Origin of the sequence: Roseiarcus sp., assembly GCF_052145395.1 — a bacterium.
Classification (GTDB): Bacteria; Pseudomonadota; Alphaproteobacteria; order Rhizobiales; family Beijerinckiaceae; genus Roseiarcus.
The window spans coordinates 1-5,354 of the sequence record NZ_JBKQOT010000810.1; the positions used below are offsets into that span (position 1 = coordinate 1).

Annotated in this window: 5 protein-coding genes and 1 pseudogene; all 6 read left to right on the forward strand. The window is 66.1% G+C overall.

Features of this window, described 5'->3' with window-relative positions; all coding sequences use genetic code 11:
* Positions 1 to 154: 154 nt before the first annotated feature.
* Entirely contained in the window at positions 155 to 1,027 is an 873-nt protein-coding gene (locus ACLP25_RS27895) for a carbohydrate ABC transporter permease (RefSeq protein WP_442472351.1), read from the forward strand.
* A gap of 3 nt (positions 1,028 to 1,030) precedes the next feature.
* Entirely contained in the window at positions 1,031 to 1,861 is an 831-nt protein-coding gene (locus ACLP25_RS27900) for a carbohydrate ABC transporter permease (protein WP_442472352.1), read from the forward strand.
* 29 nt (positions 1,862 to 1,890) lie between these two features.
* Positions 1,891 to 2,892 (forward strand): ABC transporter ATP-binding protein, encoded by a 1,002-nt coding sequence (locus ACLP25_RS27905; protein WP_442472353.1) that lies wholly within the window; start codon positions 1,891 to 1,893, stop codon positions 2,890 to 2,892.
* Between the two features lie 33 nt (positions 2,893 to 2,925).
* Positions 2,926 to 4,404 carry a mannitol dehydrogenase family protein gene (locus tag ACLP25_RS27910; RefSeq protein ID WP_442472354.1) on the forward strand — a complete coding sequence of 493 codons (1,479 nt, stop codon included), beginning with the start codon at positions 2,926 to 2,928 and terminating at the stop codon, positions 4,402 to 4,404.
* Between the two features lie 55 nt (positions 4,405 to 4,459).
* Entirely contained in the window at positions 4,460 to 5,233 is a 774-nt protein-coding gene (locus ACLP25_RS27915; protein WP_442472355.1) for an L-iditol 2-dehydrogenase, read from the forward strand.
* Between the two features lie 22 nt (positions 5,234 to 5,255).
* Positions 5,256 to 5,354: pseudogene (locus tag ACLP25_RS27920) on the forward strand (3-oxoacyl-ACP reductase); the annotation flags it as partial.

Here is a 5,354-nt window from a genome sequence, read left to right on the forward strand (position 1 = left end):
ACCCGAACAAAACACGACCGCCGGACCGCGCTGCAAAGAGCGCGCCGGACCGCCGGGAAAACCCACGGTCCGCCTTTAAAGACGGGCTCCTTGAGCCTTAGACTTGAACCGTCTCCCGGGAAGCCGGGAAGGACGGACCAGCGGGAGGCCTTTCATGGCGACCCAACAGACTTCCGCAGCAGCCCGCGTGCTCGTCGCGCCCTCGGTCATCCTGCTCTTCCTCTGGATGATCGTTCCGCTGGCGATGACCCTCTACTTCTCGTCGTTGCGCTACAGCCTGCTTGACGCCGAGAACTCCGGTTTCGTGGGCTTGCAGAACTATGCAGCCTTTCTCTCCGATCCGGATGTCGTTTCCGCGCTCTTGAACACGCTCATTCTCGTCGCCTCCGTGCTCGTCATCAGCGTGGTCGGCGGCATTCTGGTCGCGCTCTTGATGGACCAGCCGGTGTTCGGGCTGAACGCGCTGCGCTTAATGGTGATCGCGCCCTTCTTCGTCATGCCGACGGTCAGCGCGCTCGTGTGGAAGAACCTCTTGATGAACCCGGATTCGGGTCTGTTCGCCTGGATCGCGCGCCTGTTCGGGCTCCAGCCCATCGTCTGGTTCACCAACTATCCGATGCTGTCGGTCATCATTGTCGTCTCGTGGGAGTGGCTGCCGTTCGCGAGCCTGATCCTGCTCACCGCGCTGCAGTCGCTCGACGAGGAGCAGAAGGAGGCGGCCCAGCTCGACGGGGCTGGCGCGTTCTCCTACTTCTTCTATATCGTGCTGCCGCACATCGCCCGCGCGATCACCGTCGTCATCCTGATCGAGACGATCTTCCTGCTCAGTGTGTTCGCGGAGATCTATGTGACGACGGGGGGCGGCCCGGGCGTCGCGACGACGAACATTCCCTTCCTCGTCTACAAGGAGGCGCTGCTCAACTTCGACGTGGGCAGTGCGTCGGCGGGGGGCATCGTCGCAGTCGTTCTCGCCAACATCGTCGCGATCTTCCTGATGCGGATCGTCGGCCGGAACCTGGAGGGCTGAGCGATGGCCATGAAGCAAACCGTCGGCAAGCGGGTCGGAGTCACGGCGCTGGCCTGGCTCGTCGCCTTCCTGATCTTCTTCCCGATTCTCTGGACCTTCATCACCAGCTTCAAGAGCGAACTCGACGCGATCGCGATGCCGCCGAAGTTCCTGTTCTTCAACTGGACGCTCGAGAACTACGTCGAGGTCCAGAGCCGCTCGAACTACCTGAAATACGCCTATAACTCGATCGTTCTCTCGGTCGGCGCGAACATCATCGGCCTTCTCATCGCCGTTCCGGCCGCCTGGGCGATGGCCTTCGCCCCGGGCAAGCGCACCAAGGACCTCTTGATGTGGATGCTCTCGACCAAGATGATGCCGGCGGTCGGCGTGCTTGTCCCGATCTACCTCTTGTTCCGCGACCTGCACCTGCTCGACAGCCTTTGGGGCATCGGCTTCGTGCTGATGCTGCTCAACCTGCCGATCATCATCTGGATGCTCTACACCTACTTCAAGGAAATCCCGGTGGACATCCTCGAGGCCGCGCGCATGGACGGCGCCTCGCTGTTCAACGAGATCGCCTACGTGCTGACGCCGATGGCGGTGCCGGGCATCGCCTCGACCATGCTGCTCGCGATCATCCTGTCGTGGAACGAGGCGTTCTGGACGCTGAACCTCGCCACCTCGAACGCGGCGCCCCTCACCGCCTTCATCGCCTCCTATTCGGCGCCGGAGGGCTTTTTCTGGGCGAAGCTTTCGGCGGCTTCGACCCTCGCCATCGCGCCGATCCTCATCCTCGGCTGGTTCTCGCAGAAGCAGCTGGTGCGCGGCCTGACCTTCGGCGCGGTCAAGTAAGCTTTAGCCGGCAAAGGGAGAATGCGACCATGGGCAGCATCCAACTGAAGTCGGTCCGCAAGGCGTTCGGCGCCGTGAGCGTGATCAACGGCGTCGATCTCGACATCAAGAACGGCGAGTTCGCGGTGTTCGTCGGGCCCTCGGGCTGCGGCAAGTCGACCCTGCTCAGACTCATCGCCGGGCTCGAGGACGTGACTTCCGGCGAGGTCCTGATCGACGGCAAGGACGTCACCGAGGTCGGCCCGTCGAAGCGCGGGCTCGCCATGGTGTTCCAGTCCTACGCGCTCTATCCGCACATGAGCGTCCGCGGCAACATCGCCTTCGCCCTCAAGATGGCAGGCGAGAAGGCCGACGTGATCGAGCGGAAGGTGAGCAAGGCGGCCACGACCTTGAATCTCACCGACTACCTCGACCGCAAACCGCGCCAGCTCTCCGGCGGCCAGCGCCAGCGCGTCGCCATCGGCCGCGCGATCGTGCGCGAGCCGAAAGCCTTCTTGTTCGACGAGCCGCTCTCGAACCTCGACGCCGCGTTGCGCGTGCAGATGCGGGTCGAGATCGGCGAGCTGCACAATGTCCTGAAGACCACGATGATCTACGTCACCCACGACCAGGTCGAGGCGATGACCATGGCCGACAAGATCGTGGTGCTCGACAAGGGCTCCGTGTCGCAGATTGGCACGCCGCTCGACCTCTACAACCGGCCGAACGGCCTGTTCGTCGCGGGCTTCATCGGCTCGCCCAAGATGAACTTCATCCGCGGGCCATCGGCCGAGAAACGAGGCGCGGCGATCATCGGCATCCGCCCCGAGCACGCCGAGATTTCCACCACAGCCGGCGAATGGCCCGCGACCGTGCGGCTCGCCGAGCACCTCGGCTCCGACACCTTCATCCACGCCGAGGGCGACGGCATCGGCCCGCTGACGCTGAGGCTCGAAGGGGAGGCGCCGCTGAGGGTCGACCAGCGAATCTTCGTCACCCCGCGCGAGGTGAACGTGCACAAGTTCGACAAGGACGGCCGGCGCATCGACTGACGGCAGCCGCTTCACACCAGTGGACAGGAAATCATGAGCGTCAAACTCTCCATCGCCGCGCTGGCCCGCCTGCCGGCGGGCGTCGCCGCGCCGAAATATCAGCGCTCCGACCTCAAGCCGGGCATCCTGCACATCGGCGTCGGTAATTTTCACCGCGCCCATCAGGCGGTCTATCTCGACGACCTGTTCAACATCGGCGTCGATCACGACTGGGCGCTCGTCGGCGCGGGCGTCCGCGAGCCGGACGTCGACATGCGGGCAAAACTTGAGGCGCAGGACTGGCTGACGACGGTGGTCGAGCAGGAGGCGGGCCAATCGACCGTGCGCGTGACCGGCGCGATGATCGACTTCATTCCGCCGTTCGACGTCGAGGCGATGCTGTCGCGGCTGGCCAAGCCCGAGATCCGCATCGTGTCGCTGACCGTCACCGAAGGCGGCTACTACATCTCGCCGGCGACCCAGCGCTTCGATCCGGCCCACCCGGACATCGTCCACGACGCCAAGCATGCCGCTCAGCCGAAGACCGCCTTCGGCCTGATCGCGGCGGGGCTGAAGCGCCGGCGCGCCCAAGGAGTTCCGCCCTTCACCGTCATGTCCTGCGACAACATCCCCGGCAACGGCCACGTGACCGAGAATGCGGTGGCGGGCCTCGCGGAGCTCTCCGATCCGGAGCTTGCGCAATGGATCCGCAAGAGCGTCGCCTTCCCGAACTCCATGGTCGACCGCATCACCCCGGCCACGACCGAACGGGAGCGCGCCATCCTTCGCGAGTCCCACGGCGTCGAGGACTCCTGGCCGGTGTTCTGCGAGGCGTTCCGGCAGTGGGTGGTCGAGGACAGGTTCCCCTCCGGCCGGCCGGCGCTGGAGAAGGTCGGCGTGACCTTCACCGCCGACGTCGCGCCCTACGAACTGATGAAGAGCCGCATCCTCAATGGCGGCCATGCGGCGATCGCCTATCCGGCCGGACTTCTCGACATCCACTTCGTCCACGAGGCGATGGAGGACAAGCAGATCCCGATCTTCCTCGAGACGCTCGAGAAGCGCGAGGTCCTTCCGGTCGTGCCGCCGCCGCCTCAGGTCGACCTCGAGGCCTACCGCAAGAAGGTCGCCGAGAGGTTCGCCAATCCCAAGATCGGCGATACGATTAGCCGTCTCTGCCTCGATGGATCGAACCGGCAGCCGAAATTCATTTTGCCGACGGTGCGCGACCGGCTCGCGGGCGGGGCGAGCGTCAAGGGCCTCGCCCTCGTCTCGGCGATGTGGTGCCGCTACTGCGCCGGCGAATCGGAGAGCGGCAAGGTCATCCCGCCCAACGATCCGAGCTGGGACCGTCTGCAGGCGGCGGCTAAGCCGGCGCGCGACGACCCCCGGGCCTTCCTCGCGATGCGCGACATTTTCGGCGAACTCGCGGACAACCCGGCCTATGTCGCCGCCTTCTCGACCGCGCTGGGCTCGCTCTGGACCAAAGGCGTGCGCGCGACGCTCGGGGACTATCTCGAAGGCAAGGCGTAAGCGCTGACGGATCGCGCGGGCGGGGACCGCGGGCGGGGACGTTGAGGCGAAGAGGATGACGAAGCTCACGGACAAGGTCGCGCTCGTGACGGGCGGCGCGCGCGGCATCGGCGCGGCGATCGTCGACCGCTACGCGGCCGAGGGGGCGCAGGTCGCCGTGGCGGACGTCGATCTCGCCGCCGCCGAGGCGACCGCCGCGCGCCATGGCGCGCGCGCCTTCCCCCTCGCGCTCGACGTGACGAAGGCGGCCTCGATCGAGGCGGCGGTCGAGAGCGTGGCCGCGCGCTGGGGCGGGATCGACATTCTGGTCAACAACGCTGGGATCTTCGACATGGCGCCCATCGTCGACGTGACCGAGGCGAGCTTCGACCGGGTGTTCGCGGTCAACGTCAAGGGACTGTTCTTCACCCTGCAGGCTGTCGCCAGACGCATGATCGCGCGCGGGCAGGGGGGCAAGATCATCAACATGGCCTCGCAGGCCGGCCGGCGGGGCGAAGCGCTGGTGGCGGTCTATTGCGCCTCCAAGGCGGCTGTGATCAGCCTCACGCAGTCGGCCGGGCTCGACCTCATCAGGTACAGGATCAACGTCAACGGCATCGCGCCGGGCGTCGTCGACACGCCGATGTGGGACCATGTCGACGCGCTGTTCGCCAAGTACGAACACCGGGCGGTCGGCGAGAAGAAGCGGCTGGTCGGCGAGGCCGTGCCCTTCGGCCGGATGGGGCTGCCGGAGGACTACGCCGGCGCCGCCGCGTTCCTCGCCTCGTCCGACAGCGACTATGTCGTGGCGCAGACGCTCAACGTCGACGGCGGCAATTGGATGAGCTGACGGCGGCGGTGCGGAGGGCGCGATGTATCTCGATCGCTTCAACCTGAAGGGGCGGGTCGCGGTCGTGACCGGCGGCGGGAGGAGCGTCGGCCTCGCCTGCGTCGAGGCGCTCTCTGAAGCG